The sequence below is a fragment of the Tamlana sp. s12 genome, assembly GCF_016767215.1.
Taxonomy (GTDB): Bacteria; Bacteroidota; Bacteroidia; order Flavobacteriales; family Flavobacteriaceae; genus Pseudotamlana; species Pseudotamlana agarivorans.
In genome coordinates, this window is record NZ_CP068547.1 from 2,648,952 (window position 1) to 2,669,829 (window position 20,878).

Here is a 20,878-nt window from a genome sequence, read left to right on the forward strand (position 1 = left end):
TCTTAGCAAACGAATTAATAAAATCTAAAATGAACCGAATAAAAGAGGTTTTAGACGAAAAAGGAATTAAGCAAATATGGCTTGCCGAAAAAATAGGCAAAAGCTATAATATGGTTAATGGCTACGTTCAAAATAGAAGGCAACCAAGTTTAGAATTACTAAATGAAATAGCCAAAATTTTAGATGTAGATGTAAAAGATTTAATACAAAGCTCAACCAATAAGGATGCTAAATAATATTATAAGAAACAAAACAAATCAATGGTTACAATCAAAAGATTGTAGCATTAACGGTTTGTTATCATACATAAAAGAAAAGGGAGAGCTTAGAGATACTCAAATTGAAGCAATTGAAACTTACCTATTTCTTAAAATAGAAGGAAAAAACAAACCGCTTTGGAAATTATTTTCAGAAGGTTTTTTCACTAATGGAACTGACCTTTCAACATTAAACATAAATAATAAAGCTCGAACCTATTTAGAAAACAATATAAATGCATTTGCTTTATATGACTTTTCAAGACAAAAAACAGGAAAGACAACAATACTTCCTAATCTTGAAAAAATGATTGTAGATAATTGTGATAAAGTCGAATACGACAAAATCATAAAAAACATTTTTTACAATGTAAGCTACGCAGATTATTTATTGAGTTTACCAATGGGTTCAGGTAAAACTTATTTGATGGCTGCATTTATATATATTGATTTATACTTTGCAAGTAACGAGCCTGAAAACAAAAACTTTGCTCATAACTTTTTAGTTTTAATTCCGTCAGGTCTTAAAACTTCTATTGGACCAAGTTTAAGAACAATAGAAAACTTTGACCCTTCTTGGGTTATTCCAGAACCTTCAGCTACTAACTTAAAAAAACAACTTGTTTTTGACGTTTTAGACGAACAAAAATCAGCTAAAAAAAGTAACAAAGCTCGTAATCCAAATGCTCAAAAAGTAAACCAATGTTTACCAAATCCATTTGGACAAGTTTTTGTTGTAAACGCAGAAAAAGTAATTTTAAATAGAGTTGATACAACTGGACAAAAATCGCTTTTTGAGGATGATGAAGATAAAAAAGCAAATGAATTAAGAAACTTAATTGGTAATATTCCTAATCTATCATTACTAATAGATGAAGTTCACCACGCAGCAAGTTCTGACATAAAATTAAGACAAGTTGTAAATGGCTGGAATGAAAAAGGAAATATTACTACAGTTCTTGGATTTTCTGGAACACCTTACCTTTCTTCTGCTGAAAAAATTCAATTATCAGAAGATGAAGTTTTAAAAATTTCGGAAATAACAAATACAGTTTATTATTACCCACTAACTACAGCAATTGAGAAATTCTTAAAAACACCAACAGTTAAAATTGGCGAAAATTTAGACCATTTTCAAATTGTAAAAAAGGGAATAGAAGATTTTAATACTACTTATGGCAATACCATTTATGAGAATGGAACAATTGCAAAAGTTGCTATTTATTGTAGCTCTATTGAAATGCTTGAAAATGAAATATATCCTTATTTGCAAAGCGAACTAAATATTAACACAGATGAAATTTTGCGTTTTCACGGAGGTAACAAAACATATTCTTTGCCAAAAGAAAATGAATTACAATTTAAATCTTTAGACACTTCTTTGTCTAAAAAGAAATACATTTTATTAGTTGCCATTGGTAAAGAAGGTTGGGATTGTAAAAGTTTAACGTCTGTTATTCTTCCTCAAAAAAGTAAAAGCACTTCTAAAAACACAATTATTCAAACTACTTGTAGATGTTTAAGACAAGTTACTAAAGGAAATGATGAATCCGCTTTAGTTTGGTTAAACAAAGAGAATGCTGAAATCTTAAACAAACAATTACAAAAAGAACAGCATACCTCTATTGAAGAATTAAATAATCTTAAAAGAAACACAAAAGTTGAAATGGTGGAACGTGTTTCTCGAATGGATTTCTTAAAAGTTCCTAAAGTTGATTACTACCAACTTAAAGTTTCTTACCAATCTATTGAAGAAGGAGAAAAATCGAATAGAAAAGAGAAACTAATACAATTACACAAAACCATTGAGGAATATAAAACCACAGCATTAATAACAACTACGAGTTTAGATTTTTTAGAAGAAGGTCAAACGGAATATTTAGTTAATTCTGGTTTTGAACTTGCAAATTATAACGCTTGGGTATTTAATATCTCAAAAGACAGCTTTGAAACTATTACAAGTGTAGAACTTCATTCTTTTGACAAAGAACTAAAAGCAATTTTTGAAAAAATCACTTTTGTAAAAAATAAACAACAGTTTTTTAATGAACAATTTGATTTATTTAAAATCAACTCAAAAATACGTGTTGCTTTTAGCGTTAAAAAGAGTTTAAAAACAAAACAGGAAATTATACCAAAAGAAGCTAATCTTTTAATTGTAGACAACCTAAAAGCAGTTGAGCAAAACAAAAATATATTTCCAGATAAAGATATTAGCAGTCAGATACTTTCTTTTGATAAAAAACCATTAACTAAAGAAGAATTCGACAAGCAAAAGCAAGATAGAATACTACAATTAACACAAGAAGGGAAATTTGAAGAAATAGCTAAAGTTGCTTCTGAAACTATTCACCCAATTATTGAGCAAAAAGACAAATCATTTCATTTATTGCCTTATAATTTTGATAGTTCTTTTGAATCTGACGTTTTAAATAAAACATTACAGCTAAAAGATTTTAAAGAAAAGAATTTAGAAATCTACTTTAATGGAGAAAGAGGTTTGACAGAATTTGTAATTAATTGCTTTGCTAAAAAAGGAAAGAATTGGCAAAATGTCGGTAAATACACAACCGATTTTTTAATTCTAAACAGAACCAAAGAAAATAAGATACACAAAGCATTAATCATAGAAACAAAAGGAGAAGGTTTTTCAAATGACCAAAGTTTTATAAAAAAGAAAAACTTTGTAGAAACCGACTTTTTAGCCCAAAACAATGAAAAATTTGGTTATCAAAAATTTGATTTTATTTACTTAGAAGATAGTGATAGCTTAAATACTAATGTAGGAAAGCTAAATAGTAAAATCAATTCATTTTTTAACGAATAAAAACAGAATATGCCAGTAAAATATATACCATACACACCAAACACAGTTGAAGGACAAGCTGTTTTAGATAACATAACACGTACTCAAAGAGTATTGCGTTACAGAGAAAATAATGAGGTTTACAACCGCATAAAAAGAGGAATGCCTTATTATGAAGTGGAAACTGTTGAGCAAGTTGGTGCAGCATCTGAAAACATAGTTTTAAGAGGCGAATGTATTTCTGCTTGTGCTTACTTAAAAGAACAGAACATAAAGGTAGATTTGGTATATATTGACCCACCTTTTGCAAGTGGAGCAGATTATGCGAAAAAAGTACACATTCGCAAAAATCCAAAACTTGCTGAAAAAATTGCCAAAGCAGAAGCTGAATTAGAAATGGAAGAACTAAAAGCTTTTGAAGAAACTATGTATGGTGATATTTGGAAAAAAGAAGACTATCTAAATTGGATGTATGAAAACTTACAAGCCATTAAAAGCATTATGAGTGATACTGCCTCAATTTATGTTCATTTAGATTGGAATATTGGTCATTATGTAAAAATTCTAATGGATGAAGTTTTTGGTCAAGATCATTTTCTTAATGAAATTATATGGAGTTACGATAAGTGGTCTGCCAAAAGTAATACTCTTCAAAAAAATCACGATGTTATTTATTTTTATTCTAAAAATGACGAATATTTATTTAATGAAGTAAAAGAAGTAACTAAAAATTTAGAAAAAAAATATAAAAACGGTTATTCTTTAGGAGGTGGTTTTGGTAGTGATGGATTAGTTGTCTATGATGAAACCAAACCTAAAGTAAAAGAATTGATTAATTCTGGTAAGTACCGTGTTGTTTACGCAAAAATGGAGGGTAAACCAATAAGTGACGTTTGGAGAATCCCTTTTATTAATCCTGTGTCAAATGAAAGAGTTGATTATGCGACTCAAAAACCTGAAAAATTACTTACACGAGTATTAAATACAAGTTCAAACAAAAATATGGTTATCGCTGATTTCTTTGGTGGTAGTGGAGTAACTGCAAAAGTAGCCAATGAATTAGGTAGAAAATTTATTCATTGTGATGTTGGTATAAACAGTATACAAACTGTAAGAGATAGATTAATTGCAGAAAAAGCAGACTTTAAAATATTAGAAGTAAAAGATGGTGTGAGTTTATTTAGAAACCCACAACAAACAATGGATAAATTAGGCTCTCTAATCACAGGCTTACAAAAAAAGGTAGAAGGAGTTTCAAAATTTTGGTTTGGAGCAATAAACGACAGTAAATTAGGTGTAATTCCAGTTTATGCACCAGATTTAATTAATAGTAAACAAAAAGTATTAGATATTCCAACCATTAATAGAATTATCAATCAAGAAATACAAAATCTAACTATTACAGTTAAAAAAGTAATTGTCTATTACATTGACATTGATGATGAAAAGGAATTACGAAAATTTATAAAAGACAACAATGCAACCACAGTAGATATTGAATTGAAAGATTTAAAAAATCTATTGCACGAAACAGTTGTAAATGATGAAGTGGAATTTTCTTTAAACAATGCAGATTCAGAATACACGATAGAAATTGAAAAATTTGTAAGCGACAGATTATTACAGAAAATTGGAGCATTTAACGAAAAAGGAAATTTACAATCTCTTAAAAATGGAAAAGAGTTTAATCCTATAGAAATTAGTGAAGAAGGTTTAGAATTGATAGAACTGATTTCTTTAGATTGTAAAAACAAAGAAGGAGAATGGTTTAGCTCAACTGAAATTAAAATTGACAAATTGGGTTATGTTATCACAAACGGAGAAAAGTCGAAAGAATTCTGGAACGGAAAAATTACGACAACAGAAAAACCATTGAGAATAAAAGTGAGAAATATTAGTGGAGACGAATTAATAAAAGATGTGGAATAAAGCCAGTGGCTAACAATGTATATAAAAAATAGGGCGGAAAGTGCTAAATCAAAGGCTTGTGCTTTTTTGCAAATTCCGCCACATTTTTAATTTGTATTTTAGAAAAAAGATAAAAATAAAATGAAAAATATGGCTAAGTGTAAATCCGAAAGTAAGTGCTTATCTACTGCCCTACTTTTCATATACTAACCGTTGTATGCCATTTAAAAACAAGAAAATGAGAAAAATTATAATTGGATTTTTATTAATTTTTACAACAAGCTATTCATATAGCCAAGAATGGAATGAAGATTTTGGAGCACCTGTAGTTGTTTTAGTGGAAACCAATCCTTGGCTAATGGTTATAGGTTCGGACGTTCCAACAATAGCCATTTACGAAAGTGGTAATATTGTTTATAAAAGAATAGAAAAAAAGAAAATGCATTATTATTCAGTAAAATTAGATTCAGCTCAAACTCAAGATTTAATCTATAGTTTGGGAATAACTGATAGTCTTGTAAATATGAAAGAATATATCGAAGCTGCATATTCTACTGACCAACCAACAAATGAATTAATTTTAAATTTTAATGAACCCATAGTAAAACAAGTTTATGGAAATTTAAGAGACGACAAAGTGGTAAGAGAAAAAACGCCAAAAGAATTTTTAACTGTCTACGATAATCTCATAATATATAAAAACAAAAAAGAGAAAGAATGGATTCCAGATAATATTGAAATTATGTTAACCGATTATAGTCATTCGCCAGAAAAACCAAAAGAATGGCCAGAAAATTGGCCTAATTTGGAAAGTGAATTGACGGTTAAAAGAAGTGAATCCTTATATAGTCTATACTTACCAAAAGAACACTTTGAGGAATTCAAAGCACTTATATCGGACTTGAAGGAAAAACAAGCTATTGAAATAAATGGAAAGAAATTTTCGGTTTCATATCGTCTACCTTTTCCGAATTTAAGATAAAAAACGGCATACAACAATGGCTATAAGTAATTGCTTGTTCTCGGCTACTTCTGAAAATCCTCTCGGATTTTCAGTTTGGTGTGTGCTTGCAAGGTTAAGAACTAACCCACGCAACTACTCATAGCCTAGACCGTTGGCGTGCATTGAAAAACAATACAACAAAATGACATTTTCACAATCAGAAATACGAGACTTATTAATAAAATTCTATCCCTATTTACAAGAAAAGGAAGTTAAAATATTATTATCGATATCCACCTATAAAGTTTTTAAAAGCAAGGAAACTATCCTAAAAAGTGGAAGAAAGGATAAAAGATTCTTTATCACTCTAAAAGGTTCAGCACGATCCTTCACTATAATTAATGGAGTAGAACTAAATTGTCATTTACGTTCGGAAGGTTTCCTTATGGGAGATGCAAGATCATTTGGAGACGATCAGGTTTCACTATTAGATACTGAGGCGATCACTGACTGTCATGTACTTATTTTTGATATGGGAGAATTGGAAGAAATAGCATTTGAAACCCCAAAAATGATGACATTCTACTTAAATCTCATGAAGGAAATTATTCTTGTTTTTTCTCATCGCATACATACATTCGTAACCATGAACGCAGCAGAGCGCTATGACGATTTAATGAAGTGGAATCCTCTTTATCTGAAATCGACTTACGACAAACATCTTGCAAGTTTCTTAGGCGTTACTCCATTAACATTTCATCGTGTTAAGAATAAAAACAGCTAAGCACACATATCAAATGATATTTCTATCTCGAAGGAATAAACATATCTTTGAACAAATTTTTAACAAAATTCATTATGAAGAAAATAATCTTATTTACCTTAATATTAAGTTCACAATTTTTATTCCAATCATGTGATAAAGAAGAGGCAGAACCTCCTCTTCCAACTTTGGCTATTGGTGATTTTCACGAAGGTGGAGTAATTTTCCATCTTGATGAATCTGGAGAACATGGATTAGTTTGTGCAGTATTAGATCAGGGTTTTGATATAGAATGGGGATGTCCTTCATTGCTTAATTTTGGAGCCAAGGGTCTGGAAATCGGAACAGGTGCTCAAAATACTTTAGACATTATTACTGCTTGTAACACTACTGGCATAGCTGCTGATCTATGCGATAAACTTAATCATAATGGATATAAAGATTGGTTTCTACCAAGTAGGGATGAGTTGGACTCACTATATCAGCATAGAGATATAGTGGAAGAAACATGCCTTGAAAATAATGGAGGATACCTTCATGCAGATGAATACTGGTCATCTTCACATTATTTAGATAACACTGTTTGGATTCAAAGTTTTGGTGCCGGAAATCAGTCAAGCGAATTAAAAGACAAAAAGAATTACGTTCGGGCTATTAGAACGTTCTAAAACAAAAAATCAATATTTTATAATCATAGAAATAAAAATCAAATGAAAAAACAAAAACTACTTTTAAGAACACTATTCAAATTAATAACTTTTACGTTGTTAATTGTAGGAATTACCAGCTGCAACAGTAGCACAGAGAAAGATAAAGCAAATAGCTCGACTCCAAAATTCAAGGGCAAAATCGCTCTTGATGTTCGAGACTCAGAATCGGACTGGTCAGCTTACACCCCAAAATCGGCTCCCAAAGGGGCTCCAAATATTTTGTTTATACTTTACGATGACACAGGTTTAGGTGCATGGTCTCCTTATGGTGGAGCTATTAATATGCCTACAATGGATAAATTGGCAGCAAACGGATTAACATATACTCAATGGCATACTACAGCCCTGTGTTCGCCTACTCGTTCCACAATTCAGACAGGTAGAAATCATCACCTAAATGGTATGGCAGCCATTACAGAAACTGCAGACGGATTCCCAGGTGCAAATGGTAGAATGGGCGCTGAAGTAACACCACTTTCAAAAATCTTACAAGACAATGGGTATAGCACATTTTGGATTGGGAAAAACCATAATGTGCCTGAGCAAGATGTAGCATCAGGTGGTAGTAAAAAACAATGGCCATTACAAATGGGTTGGGATAGGTTTTACGGATTCATTGGAGGGGAAACAAACCAATGGTATCCAGATTTAATTGAAGACAACCACTTTGTTGATAAAGAATTTGAAGAAGGCTACCATCTTTCTAAAGATTTAGCAGATCACGCTTTGGGAATGATTCGCGACCAACAGGCTACAAACCCTTCAAAACCTTGGTACATGTGGTACAATCCTGGAGCAAATCATGCGCCTCACCATGCACCAAAAGACTATATAGCAAAATATAAAGGCAAGTTTGATGCCGGTTATGATGCTTACAGAGAATGGGTTACTGAACGTATGATTGAAAAAGAAATCTTGCCAGAAGGAACCGTAAATACTCCAATGAACCCAATGCGTGAAGATATGGCAGAAGCCATTGATAATGTACGCCCTTGGGATTCTTTAAACGATGATGAAAAGAAATTATTCGCAAAAATGGCCGAAGTTTATGCTGCTTTTTCAGAATACACTGATGCTCAAGTTGGTAGAGTAATTGACTACCTAGAAGCAAGTGGACAATTAGCAAACACTATCGTTCTTTATGCTGCCGATAATGGCGCATCTGGAGAAGGTAGTCCAAATGGTTCCGTTAACGAAAATAAATTCTTCAATAATTTTCCAGACGAATTAGAAGAGAACATGAAGTATCTTGATGTGTTAGGTGGACCAGAAACCTATGAGCATTATCCAACAGGTTGGGCATCTGCATTTTCTGCACCCTTTAAAATGTTTAAGCGTTATTCGCAATATGCAGGGGGAACTAATGACCCATTAGTTATCTCATGGCCAAAAGGAATTAAAGCAAGAGGCGAAATTAGAAATCAATACCACCACTCGGTAGATATTGTGCCTACATTGCTTGAAGCAATTGGTTTGGAAATGCCAGAGGAATATAATGGTGTTAAACAAGTTCCTTTATCAGGAGTTTCAATGGCTTATACTTTCGATGCTAAACCAAACGACCCAACTCAGAAAAAAGTACAGTATTTTGCAATGTTAGGTTCTCGCGGTATATGGAAAGAGGGATGGAAAGCAGCAGCAATACATGCTCCACTTTCAGGAAGAAGTAATTTTGATAAAGATGATTGGGAATTATACCATGTAGATGTGGATAGGTCAGAATCGAAGGATTTAGCAAAAGAAAATCCAGAAAAATTGCAGGAATTAATTGATGCTTGGTTTGTTGAGGCAGAAAAAAACAATGTTTTACCTCTTGATGACAGAAGTGCGGCTGAAATTATTGGAATTGAAAGACCATCGCAAGAACCTGCAAGAGACCGATATGTTTATTATCCTTTTGCAGCACCCGTACCAGAGGGTAATGCTGTAAATGTTAGAGGTCGTTCTTATAAAATATTGGCTAATGTAGAAATTACAGATAAAACATCAGGGGTAGTTTTTGCACATGGTTCACGTTTTGGAGGACACTCTTTATTTATCAAGAATAATAAACTGTATTATGTATATAATTTCTTAGGAATTAAACCAGAGCAAGTTTTTGAATCTTCAATAAAACTTAAGCCCGGTAAGCATACTATTGGTATGGAATTCAAGAAAGATAAAGCAGGAGATAAAGGTGAATCAATTGGTAACACTACACTTTATATTGATGGGAAAGCAGTTGCCGAAGGCGCTATGAGAACACAACCTGCTAAGTTTACTCTATCTGGAGATGGCTTATGTATTGGTTACGATAGCGGTGATGCCGTGAGCGAGTTGTATCCGTCAGATAGTAAGTTTGCTAATGGAACAATTGATTTTGTAGGTGTAACTGTTGAAGGTACGCCATATGTAAACTTAGAGGCTGAAGCAAAACGTGCTTTGATGAGTCATTAATAATAATTAATATTAAGTAAATACCTAACAGACGTTAAAAAACTGTTAGGTATTTATTTGAAAAAAAATCACAATATGTTATATATAAAAAAAACATTAATTACATTTCTCTTGTTTATAATTGAAGTGATTACAGTGAATGCTCAAGAAAAAAACTTTGGAGTTACTGTAGGTTTTACAAGTATTAATTTTAAAAATAAGCTAGAGATTTTAGGTGAAAAAATAACTGATTCTGAATCTTTTGAAGGTTTTTATATTGGTATATTTAAAGAATTTAATTTAGCCGATGAATTATTATTACACCCAGAACTACAAGTTGCCTTTTATAATGGATCAGGAACCGATTGGGAAGACACCAATTTAACCGATATTATTTTACCTGTATTGTTACAATATAATTTTGCAGGTGATTTTAGTGTTTTAGTAGGTCCTAGGTTTGATTATCTAATCACTTCGGATGATGTTATACAGTTTAATGAATTTGGGTTGGGGTTTGAATTAGGTGCTCAATACGAAATTAGTCCGAGTTTCTTTGTGAATTTACGTGCTTCACTTGGTTTGACGGATAGAGTAGAAAGTACAGGTACTATGATTGATGAGTATGTTAGTAGTAAATCTCAAACAGCTAATTTAAGTTTAGGCTATAGGTTTTAATTAAGAGTATTAACATATTGTTTTCACTTATAACACTAAAAGCAATAGGGATAGCAGTTCTATTTTTACTTTTAACTCCAGAAAATGGAACTTTACAAGAAATTAATGGAGTCATAAAATCAAAAAATTCAACTATTTATTTTGAAGTTTTCGGGTTCGAAAACACACTCTTTAATGGACAGATACATTCAAATTAAATGATTGTATCATTGATAGTATCAGGAATGAAGTGTTGAATAAACTCCTTATATAAATTTAGAAGCGGAAACAAAACATTCGTTGATGAGTCATTAATTAAGTTTAAATATGTTGGTCAATAAAAAACAACGACACGCCAACAATGTATATAAAAAATAGCGGTTTTGGTGCTAGCTTAAATCGCTATTGCTTTTAAATAAGTATATTGCTTTCCGAAAGTTGGTGAGTTTTAACTCACTACTTTTCATATACTAGACCGTTGGCGCTCATGATTGCGGAGCGTAATAAAAATGGCGGTTTAATATTCCTAAAAACCAATATTACGGCAAATCTAATCCTGTAAATCTGACTTTCTTACTCAGACGATTTCGGACCAAAGCATTACGCAAATATTACGGCGGACTGATAACCAGTGCGTATATCAAAATCTAATAAATCGGACTTCACTCACTCATGCGATTTCGGACCATAGCAATACGCAAGTATTACGGCGGACAGACAAACTTTGCGGCATAACAAAGCGCAATAATCGGATTTAATTACTCTTGAGATTTCGGATCCATAACAATGCGCAAGCTAGACGGCAAAGCTAAACGCAAAAACTAGTGTTTTAAGATTGGATAAACAGATTCTTAAAAATGTCACGTGCGCCAACAATATGTATAAAAAATTGCTACTTTAGGCAAGAATTTATGGCAAGTGCATTTTAGGACGGCTGATTTTCCTACGGAAAATCATTCTCCTTTTGTCCGCAACTTCCCATACATGAGACCGTTAGCCCACATGCTCACTCGGTTCTAAAAAAGTGGTTTAATCACAAAATATCTGCTAACTCCTACTCCAAATTAATTCGCTAAAAGCTGACTTTCTTACTCTTGCGGTTTCGGACACATAACTTTACGCAATCTGGACGGCGGAGTGATAAACTGTTCGGCAAAGCAAAACGCAATAAATCGGATTTTATCACTGTTGCGATTTCGGACACATAATTTTGCGCAATCTGGACGGCGGATTGAAAAACTGTTCGGCAAACCAAAACGTAATAAATCGGATTTTCTCACTCTTACGATTTCGGACACATAACAATTCGCAAGCAGGACAACGGATTAATAAATACGGCAAATCAGTTCGTGAAAAATTTGTTGTTTAAATTGGTTAATACAGATTCTACAAAAACATACGTGGGCTAACACAGTGTATAATTAATGGCTAGGTCGAGCTTGCTTACGAAAATCCTGCGGATTTTCTATTCGGTTTTTATTTGTTATCTTCCGTGCTAAATTACGCCACTAATTATACACGAAACCGTTAGCACACATAAAACAAAAAATCGTGCTAAAATTAAACAAATACGGAAAACCGGAAGTTTCTTTTTAGCAGAAAAATTAGATTTGAAATTTTAAACAAAACCAAACAGAAAAAGAAAAATTATGGCAGGTATTTTAGGATTATTAAGTTTTGCATTATTTATTGCATTAATTGTTGGACTTGTAAAACCATCATTAGTATTACGTTGGACAAATAAACCAACTCGATTGAAAGTTATTGGATACTGGTTTTTAAGTATCATTGTTACAGGAATTTTAGGAGTTATGTTTATTGGTGACACAATAAATGCAAAAGCAAATATTGAAAGTGCGAATAAATATATAGAAGATGGAAATTACTCAAACGCAATTTCAGAGTTAGAAAAAATCCAAAAAACCGATACTTTATATAATAATGCCCAATTATTAATAAAAAAGGCTGATAGTTTAAGCAACTTAACAGACGAAGAAAAAAGAATTGCAAACGAACTGAAAGTAGAAAATGCTAAAAAAGAAGAACTTTTAAAACAAAAAGAACAACTTGAAAGAGAAATAAAGTCAATAGACAAAGGTATAAAATTTGCTGATGGCAATACTATAGATGCACTTCAAATGGATATAGTTGTTTTTGCAAGTTGGGCGAAAATAATTAAAGAAGCTGAAGAATCAAAAGAAGTAGAAATTCAAAATTTAGGAAAAAAATTAAAATCAAAAGTTTCAAGAATACAAATTCGAGAGTTTCCAAATTTAAGAAAACAATATGCGAAAATTGTTTCGAAAAAAATGTGGGAAAACGACATTGAAGTTTCAGCTAATGGAACTGGAAAAAGATATATAAACTTTAGTGGTGGAGTTTTTGCTGCGAATAAAAACAAAAAAGATTTTCAAATTCAAGTTCAGGAAGTTCTGAATATGTTTAGATTTAAACAATCAAGATATCGTTGGTACAAAGGAGAAAGTGAATACACTTATTATACAATGTATGAAGGAAAAGACTCTGAACCAGTAACATTTGAAAAATAATAACGTGTGCTAACACCGTATATAATTTATTGCTGGCTTCTCGCTTACTTACGAAAGTCCTCGCGGACTTTCTTGGTCGGTAATTATTTACTAAATTAGTTGCTTGAAACACGCAACAAACCATATACAAACTCGTTGGCATTCATTTAAACGTTACGTAGTAATAAATGTTAATTAATAAAAATTGAATATTATGAAAAAAAACAAAGCTTACTGTATTGGCGGAGGAATTGGTTCTTTAACTGCCGCAGCATTCATGATTCGTGATGGTGGAATGGATGGTAGCCAAATTACCATTTTTGAAAAATTGCCAACCCAAGGAGGTAGTTTAGATGGAAAACGTTTAGAAGATGGAAGTTACTCCTTAAGGGGGGGAAGAATGCTTACAACCGATCACTACGAATGCTTGTGGGGATTGTATGAAGGCATCCCATCACTAGAAAACGAAGGAATGTCTGTTAAAGAAGAGATCATTGCTTTTAACAAAAAACACATTCCGCATTCTCAAGCCAGACTTGTTGATGAAAACCGTCATATAGTAGATGTATCCAGCATGAAGTTTACCATGCACGATAGAATTGAACTGTTGCGTTTAACGGAAGCCACAGAAGAAAAATTGGGAACTTCTAAAATAACAGACTGGTTATCAAAAGAATTCTTTGACTCCAATTTTTGGTATATGTGGCAAACTACTTTTGCTTTTCAACCCTGGCATAGTGCAGTAGAATTTAAAAGGTATTTGCACCGGTTTATGAATGAGTTTCCGAGAATTGAAACGCTTGCAGGGGTAAAAAGAACAATTTACAATCAATATGATTCTCTTGTGCTGCCTTTGCTTAAATGGCTAAAAGATAGAAATGTAAATTTTCATTCGAATACCATTGTAACGGATGTGCATACGCAGGAAATTGATGGTAAAGTCACAGTAACTTCTCTCGAAATAGACGCTGATGGCAACAGGCAAACCATTTCTGTCGATGCAGATGATATTGTGATTTTGCAAAACGGTTCCATGACAGATGCTTCTAGTCTTGGAAGTATGACAAGTCCTCCACTTCTTAAAACCAAAGAGGACAGCCATGGCTGGAAATTGTGGGAAAAATTGGCCAACGGGCGGCCAGATTTTGGGAACCCTAAACCGTTTAATTCCAGCATACCAGAATCATTTTGGGAATCATTTACAGTTACCTGTAGAACACCGAAATTTTTTGATAAGATGACTGAATTATCAGGTAATCAACCGGGAACGGGGGGATTGGTAACTTTCAAAGATTCTAATTGGCTCATGTCCGTAGTCTTGTATAATCAACCTCACTTCATTAATCAACCAGATGACGTACAGGTATTTTGGGGGTATGCATTGCATGGCGATAGAGTAGGAGATTTTGTTCCAAAAACAATGGTCGAATGCAACGGAGATGAAATTTTAACTGAATTATGTGGCCACCTAAACTTTGACAAAAGTGTCTTTGACAAAGCAACATGTATACCTTGTAGAATGCCTTACATTACTTCTATGTTTATGCCCAGAGCATATACTGACAGGCCAAAGCCAGTGCCAGAAACTTCAAAAAACTTGGCTTTTGTGAGTCAATTTGTGGAATTAAAGGACGATGTTGTCTTTACTGTTGAATTTTCTATTCGTGCCGCCCAAACTGCCGTTTATCAGCTATTAGATATCGATAAAGAAATACCACCTATAACCAAGCATGATAAGTCTGCCAAAGTTTTGATTGACTCTGTGGTAAAGGCATTCAAATAAAAATATGAAGAAGAAAATTATATTAGAAGTATAAATTTTTATTAAACAATAATATTAAACTATGGATGATTCTATAATATACCTAAATGGTTTAGGCTTAGGCTCGCTATCAGCCGCAGTATACCTGGTTCAGAAAGCTGGTTTCAAGCCTGAAAATATTCACATTTTAGAAAAAAACCCTGAAACTGATTTGGTTGGTGGTTCAATGGATGCATCATTTCAAATGATTGACGGCAAACCAGTCTATTTCATGCGTGGTAGCCGCATGTATGAAGACAAAGTATATTGCTGCACCAAAGAGCTATGGTCTTTGATTCCTTATGACGAACATGGTTCCTGCCTGGATGATCATGAGCGCAATCATAAAGAATGTAATATCGATACTGTGGTAAGACTGTTGCACGCAAACGGTGAAAAAGATAGTGGGCATGATCTTGGGCTAGGGCCTACCGAAGCACTGCAAATGGCTCGCTTGATTGAAATACCTGAATCTAAGATTCCAGCAGACGCTAAAATTACCGACTATTTCAGCGAAAAGTTTTTTAAAAGTAACTACTGGTACATGTGGCGTGCCCTTTTTGCTTTTCAGCCATGGCACTCTGCAGTAGAAATGAAGCGCTATATGCGACTATTCTTCCATCGATTGTCTGATATGGAGAAAATGACCTCCTTAGAGCGTACGCGTTACACAAATTACCATTCATTTATCTTACCCGCTATTCAGCTCTTGACGAAAAAAGGAGTTAAAATACGTTATAACACGTCTATTACAGATGTTGACTTCAAAGTAAGTGGTAATCAGCGTTGGGTGGAACGCTTACATCTTGAAACCTCTACAGGCACTAAAATGGATGCAATCGAGGTACGACCTCATGACAAAGCTTTCTTAACCATTGGTTCCATTGTTTCCAATCATTCTTACGGCTCTCATGACAAGCCCGTATCCACAACAGTAGCAGACAAACCAGGAGGAGCTTATCAATTATGGCAGAAAATAGCCTCAAAGCAACCTGACCTTGGTCGACCTGATCGCTTCTTACGTGATGTTTCACTTTCCAGAATGATGCACTGTACAGTGACTTTTAGAGGTAACCTTTTTGAGCGAAAATTTCAATGGCTAGTTGAACGACAAATGGGGAGACAAAGTCCGTTACCACTTACCCAATCTCCATGGATTCTGCATGTGCACACCTATCGACAGCCCTTCTTTCCTGGTCAAGACCCAGACACCTGTGTGATATGGGTTTCGGCACTAGGTGAGGACAACATTGGTCAATTTGTAAAAAAACCAATGTATGAATGTACCGGAAGAGAAATTTTAGAGGAAATCCTGGGGCATTTATGGGGAGACTTGGACGAGAAGGAAAAAACAGAACTCCTCGATACATCCTACTGCGTACCTTGTCGCCTGCCTTATGGAATCTCTCAGTTTCTTCCGAGAACAGAAGGAGACAGGCCTCGAGTAGTGCCAGAGGGTTCAGAAAATTTTGCTCTACTAGGGCAGTTTGTCGAAATTCCAGATGGCATTGTATTTACGACTGAATATAGCGTTCGCGGAGCTATTTTGGCGATTAACAAACTAATCGACCCCTCAATAGAACCGCCCAAAATGTATTTTGGGCAGCATGATCCTTGGACCAACTTCAAATCGGCTAAAGCAATTTTGGGTTGAAATACTACGGGACTCTTTGTTCAAACAGAATGCATTTGTAAATGCCCCTTATGTTTCGCAGCCATTCTGTCAATAATTTGCGAATTTGAACAGGTAAATAACGAATGCCAACAGTGTGTATAGTGCATAGCACCCTTCGGGGTGCTACGACACCATACACGGAACGTTGGCAACAAGTTAAAGTACCGTCATCAAATATTAACCAACCATATGAAAACCAAACCACACAAAACTGAAAGAATTCACTCATTGGATTCTTTACGAGCAATTATGATGCTTTTAGGGTTAGTTATTCATTCTGCAATTACCTATGGAGTTATAGAATATGGAAGTTGGTCTATAAAAGATGCTTTGGCAACACATCTATCAAACGATTTTATTGTTAGCTTTATTCACGCTTTTAGAATGCAAATATTCTTTATAGTCGCTGGTTTTTTTGGAGCTATGTTGTTTTACGAAAGACAACCTCTTAAAATGGTTAAAAATAGAATATCTAGAATTGTTATTCCTTTTATAGTTTTTGTGCTATTACTTTGGCCTTTTATTGTTTTTTCTTTTGGATTTACAAAATTATTATTTGAAGGAAGCAATAATCCATTATCGGAAGCATTAGCACCTTTTTCTAATATCGAAATACTAATTCCAGGTAGGACTTTTCATTTATGGTTTCTTTATTATTTGGCTATTATTACTTTTGTTTCAGTAGGACTTGGATTGCTATTTAAAAAACTTCCGAGTATATCCAATCATATATCAAATTCATTTAGTTGGATAATTCAAAAGCCATTGCTACGTATCCTAATTTTCGCAGGTTTAACCGCCATCGTTTATTTTATTATGGGTACTTCTTCAGTAGCTACATCTACATCATTTATACTCGATTTTAATACCTTTATTTATTATTTTATATTTTATATGGTAGGATGGGTATTATTTAAATCGAAACACTTATTAGGTACTATGATGCACTTTGATTGGATTAGTACTGTTCTTGGAATCACACTTTTTACAGTTCACTTTTTTAATTATGATGCATTTAATTATGAAACTCATATTATTCTAAAATCAATTATGATATGGTTATTTGCTTTTGGCATCATGGGTTTGTTTATTCGTTTTGGTAGTAATCATTCAGCTACAATGCGCTATGTATCCGATTCGTCTTATTGGGTATATTTAATCCATTTACCGTTAACCGCCATCATTCCAAGTTTTATTTATGATTGGCCACTACCTGCAACAGTAAAATTTTTGTTAGTTCTAATCAGTACTGGAATCATCTGTTTTGTAAGTTATCATTTTCTAGTTAGAGGAACATTTATAGGAAATTTTTTAAATGGAAGAAAATACTCGAGAAAACTATCTGATATCAAAAAAGCAGAAGAGTTATCAAAATTAAAACGAGCTTTAGACAAATAAAACCTGTTGCCAACACCGTGTATAATTAATTGCTTTGGTCGTTGCTTATTTGGAAAATTCCTTCGGAATTTTCTCGGGTTCGTATTTGTTTACTAATTTAGTTGCTTAAACACGCAACTAACCATACACAAACACGTTGGCAATAATTCTGACCCGTCCTGAATAAAGGCTACATAATTTTAAACATTATGTATAAAAACGACAAAGTAATCAGACGGTATTCAGAACCTTTTAAACTGAAAATTTTAGACGAACTTACTACTGGAAAACTAAACAAGTATCAATTAGGTAAGGCATACGGTATTGCCCCTACAACTATTAATGAGTGGGTTAAAAAATACAACCGTAAAGACCTTATGAACACAAGAGTAACTGTGAAAACTAAAGATGAAATAACACGTATTAAAGAGCTACAAAAGGAAATTGAACAGCTTAAAAAACTACTTTTAAAAAAGGATATGGACGCTCTTGTAGATGAATCCTACCTTGAGGTAGCTGCGGAACAGCTGGGCTACAAATCCATTCTTGAGTTAAAAAAAAAGCTAAATATCAAGCCTTAATTAAAGCTAGAGGTAAGTCTGAGGGATTTGCATCTTTAGACACCATTACAGAGTCTTTCGGGGTTAAACGTGATGCCTACTACAAATTCAAACGTAGAGAGGAAAAGCGTTTACAGATTGAACAAAAGGTTGTCGAAATTGTAAAGCAAAGACGCAAATCCCTTCCTAGAGAAGGCGTTAGGAAACTTTTAAAATCATTAGACCAACAGTTTACTAACGCTAACTTAAAAATAGGTAGAGACACTTTATTTAACATCCTTAGAAAACACAATATGCTCACACTTAGAAAAAAATACAGTACTAGAACCACCAATTCATTGCACAGATTCTACAAGTACAAAAACATCATTAAAGACCTAGAAGTTACAGAACCTAATCAAGTCTGGGTAAGTGATATCACATACATCAGAACCATAAAAGGCTTCTGTTATTTAGCCCTTATAACCGATATGTATTCTCGTAAAATCGTTGGTTATGACCTCAGTGACAGCCTGGAGTTAAATGGCTGCGTAAGAGCACTTAATAAAGCGCTATACCAAGCTAAAAACGTTAAAGGGCTCATACATCACTCAGACAGAGGAATTCAGTATTGCAGTAATGTGTACACACAAATACTTAAAAGAAAAAAAATAAGCATTAGCATGACTGAAGAAAATCATTGTTACGAAAACGCTATGGCTGAACGCGTTAACGGGATACTCAAAAATGAGTTTTATCTTGATCAAACCTTTGACAGTATGGCGCATGCTAAGAGAGCAACAAAAAATGCAATTAATTTATATAACGAAATAAGATTACACTTATCTTTAGACTTCAAAACACCTAATATGGTTTATAATTTAGCTGCTTAAATTCATTTTTTAACTGTAGCCATATTTTAGGACGAGACATTCTCTCCTTCATGCTCTCAAAAAATAAACTAATTAGATTTTAAACCTTTGTACAATATTTAAGTCATAGTATCAAAATACTTAAAATAAAAAATTATGAAAATAGATTTCTTAAACTTGTTATTATTAGCTTCCATATTTTTTGGTTGTAGTAACGATGATGTCTATATTAATAACGAGTCTAATGAGGATGAAGTCATTGAATTACCTACTCCAGATTTGCCATACTCAATAGTTGATACAGATGTTTTTGAGTTCTATAGTGATAATGCCATAATTACAGCACCAAATGTAAGTGATGCTTTTTATGGTCAAGATGCTACTTATATTGGAAATCAACCATCATACACCGACAATGGTGACGGAACTATAACAGATAATGTTACAGGTTTAATGTGGCAACAAAATATGGGGGATAAAATGTCTTATGACGATGCTGTAACATTAGTAGAAACTATAAATTTAGGTGGACATACAGATTGGAGAATACCTACCATAAAAGAGCTTTATTCATTAGCTTATTTTACAGGGCAATGTTTTGGTGAAGATGCTGTAACGATGTTCATTGACATAGATTATTTTGAGCAACCTATAGGTGATGAATCTTTAGGAGAAAGAGAGATAGATGCACAAACATGGTCTAAAACACATTATGTAGGACAAGTAATGAATGGAGATGAAGCAATTTTTGGTTATAATTTTGTTGATGGTAGATTAAAGGCATATCCAAAATATAGCCCTTCAAATGGTTCTCCTAACACTATGTATTTTAGAATGGTAAGAGGTAACGAATCTTATGGTAAAAACAACTTTACCGATAATGGAGATGGAACAATTACAGATAATGCAACAGGTTTAATGTGGCAACAGGCGGATGACGGCAATACTTATGATTGGGAAAATGCATTGGACTACGCAGAATCACTTACACTTGGTGGGCACAGTGATTGGAGAATGCCAAATGCAAAGGAATTACAAAGTATAGTTAATTATACGCGAAGTCCTTCAACCTCTTCTTCTCCTGCCATTGATCCATTGTTTTCTTGTACAGAGATTACAGATACAGATGGTAATTCTGGGCAGTATGGTTATTATTGGTCAAGCTCCCCATTAAAAGATGGCCCAACTCCATATACCGATGCAGTATACTTCTGTTTTGGAGAGGCACAAGGAGTAATGAATAATGTACTAATGGATGTACATGGTGCAGGAGCACAACGTAATGACCCAAAATCTGGTAATTCAGCAGATTTTCCTGATAATTTTGGTCCACAAGGTGATGTTCGTTATGTATATAATTTTATAAGAGCCGTAAGAAATATTAAATAACTACTGCCAACAATAGCTATAATTAATACGGGTTTCGGTGCTTAACCCAAAGTTTAGTGTATTTTTATAATGTCCGCCAAATCTTTTGATTTGGCTTTAGAACAAAAAAGATAAAACAAAATAAAAAGTTTTGGCTAAGTGTTTAATCGGAAATTAATTTCTTTTTTATTCCCGTACTAATCATAGCCTAGACCGTTGGCAACAAGCTGTCAAATTCGTCAAAAAAGAAAAATTGATGTTT

At 33.4% G+C, this 20,878-nt stretch carries 15 protein-coding genes; all 15 read left to right on the forward strand.

Annotated features, from left to right (window positions below; genetic code table 11):
* Positions 1-29: 29 nt before the first annotated feature.
* On the forward strand, positions 30-236 hold the full coding sequence (locus JJL45_RS11575) for a helix-turn-helix domain-containing protein (protein WP_068605290.1): 207 nt from the start codon (positions 30-32) through the stop codon (positions 234-236).
* Positions 226-3,084, forward strand: a complete 2,859-nt coding sequence (locus tag JJL45_RS11580) for a DEAD/DEAH box helicase family protein (protein ID WP_068605292.1) — start codon at positions 226-228, stop codon at positions 3,082-3,084. Before JJL45_RS11575 ends, JJL45_RS11580 begins: the two co-directional genes overlap by 11 nt.
* A 9-nt stretch (positions 3,085-3,093) precedes the next feature.
* Positions 3,094-4,992, forward strand: a complete 1,899-nt coding sequence (locus JJL45_RS11585; protein ID WP_068605294.1) for a DNA methyltransferase — start codon at positions 3,094-3,096, stop codon at positions 4,990-4,992.
* Positions 4,993-5,209: 217 nt separating this feature from the next.
* Positions 5,210-5,953, forward strand: a complete 744-nt coding sequence (locus JJL45_RS11590; RefSeq protein WP_202664138.1) for a hypothetical protein — start codon at positions 5,210-5,212, stop codon at positions 5,951-5,953.
* A gap of 163 nt (positions 5,954-6,116) precedes the next feature.
* Entirely contained in the window at positions 6,117-6,698 is a 582-nt protein-coding gene (locus JJL45_RS11595) for a Crp/Fnr family transcriptional regulator (protein ID WP_068605299.1), read from the forward strand.
* 74 nt (positions 6,699-6,772) lie between these two features.
* A complete protein-coding gene (locus JJL45_RS11600) occupies positions 6,773-7,345 on the forward strand; it encodes a DUF1566 domain-containing protein (protein WP_068605301.1) in 573 nt (190 codons plus the stop codon).
* A 42-nt stretch (positions 7,346-7,387) separates the two neighbouring features.
* The gene (locus tag JJL45_RS11605) at positions 7,388-9,823 is read left to right on the forward strand and encodes an arylsulfatase (RefSeq protein WP_082936007.1); all 2,436 of its coding nucleotides are present in this window, start codon (positions 7,388-7,390) and stop codon (positions 9,821-9,823) included.
* Between the two features lie 75 nt (positions 9,824-9,898).
* Positions 9,899-10,477 (forward strand): outer membrane beta-barrel protein, encoded by a 579-nt coding sequence (locus JJL45_RS11610; protein ID WP_068605303.1) that lies wholly within the window; start codon positions 9,899-9,901, stop codon positions 10,475-10,477.
* Positions 10,478-12,105: 1,628 nt separating this feature from the next.
* Entirely contained in the window at positions 12,106-13,005 is a 900-nt protein-coding gene (locus JJL45_RS11615; RefSeq protein WP_068605359.1) for a hypothetical protein, read from the forward strand.
* A 193-nt stretch (positions 13,006-13,198) separates the two neighbouring features.
* Positions 13,199-14,767, forward strand: a complete 1,569-nt coding sequence (locus tag JJL45_RS11620; RefSeq protein WP_068605358.1) for an oleate hydratase — start codon at positions 13,199-13,201, stop codon at positions 14,765-14,767.
* A 61-nt stretch (positions 14,768-14,828) separates the two neighbouring features.
* Positions 14,829-16,439, forward strand: coding sequence for an oleate hydratase (locus tag JJL45_RS11625; RefSeq protein ID WP_068605357.1), 1,611 nt, complete (start codon positions 14,829-14,831; stop codon positions 16,437-16,439).
* Positions 16,440-16,649: 210 nt separating this feature from the next.
* Positions 16,650-17,858, forward strand: a complete 1,209-nt coding sequence (locus JJL45_RS11630; protein ID WP_068605410.1) for an acyltransferase family protein — start codon at positions 16,650-16,652, stop codon at positions 17,856-17,858.
* Between the two features lie 188 nt (positions 17,859-18,046).
* Positions 18,047-18,418 (forward strand): transposase, encoded by a 372-nt coding sequence (locus JJL45_RS11635; RefSeq protein ID WP_068605397.1) that lies wholly within the window; start codon positions 18,047-18,049, stop codon positions 18,416-18,418.
* Positions 18,418-19,269 carry an IS3 family transposase gene (locus tag JJL45_RS11640; protein WP_202664388.1) on the forward strand — a complete coding sequence of 284 codons (852 nt, stop codon included), beginning with the start codon at positions 18,418-18,420 and terminating at the stop codon, positions 19,267-19,269. The genes JJL45_RS11635 and JJL45_RS11640 overlap by 1 nt, the downstream gene beginning before the upstream one ends.
* Before the next feature lie 135 nt (positions 19,270-19,404).
* Complete coding sequence (locus JJL45_RS11645) at positions 19,405-20,637, forward strand: DUF1566 domain-containing protein (RefSeq protein WP_082936012.1); 1,233 nt, start codon at positions 19,405-19,407, stop codon at positions 20,635-20,637.
* The last annotated feature ends 241 nt before the right edge of the window (positions 20,638-20,878 follow it).